Raw genomic sequence first — 519 nt, 5'->3', positions numbered from 1 at the left:
CCTGTAAAAATATCAATTTTGTCCTTTCCACGAGAGTTATTCAAATCTCTTTTTAACATAGTATTTGCAATAGTAAAAACTTCTTTACTTATAATTGCTTCATGGGTATTTTCTACCCTTATCCATTCTTCTTTCTCTTTTTCTATCTGCTTTTTATTTTTGTAACTTAAAGTAACACTCTTTCCTTGTAAGGTATTTCCAATATATACTTCATTTTCTATAATTCTATTTACTGTCTTTGCTGACCAAGTTCCACCTTTTGTATTTTGAAATCCATTACACTTAAATCCTTGACTTTCTTTATATTTTCTTGGAGTTAAAACTCCTAAATTATTTAGTTCATCTGCAATTGCCTTTGAAGAATATCCCAAGAGCTTCATATCAAATATATTTTTAATATTGTTAGCAACCTGTTCATCAATCACTAACTTATTTTTGTTCTTTTCTGATTTTTTATATCCATAAGGTGCAAAAGCACTGATAAAATCTCCTTTTTCTCTTTTTATCTTTTGAGAGCTC

1 protein-coding gene is annotated in these 519 nt (G+C 28.1%); it reads right to left on the bottom strand.

The features are described from left to right. The coding region (locus HMPREF0072_RS10360) for a recombinase family protein (protein ID WP_248601185.1) at positions 1-425 on the bottom strand (425 nt) is incomplete at its 3' end. Positions 426-519 lie beyond the last annotated feature (94 nt).

The sequence above is a fragment of the Anaerococcus lactolyticus ATCC 51172 genome (assembly GCF_000156575.1).
Classification (GTDB): domain Bacteria; phylum Bacillota; class Clostridia; order Tissierellales; family Peptoniphilaceae; genus Anaerococcus; species Anaerococcus lactolyticus.
Note: the sequence above shows the minus strand (reverse complement) of the source record. Positions and strands in the feature narration are given on the sequence as shown.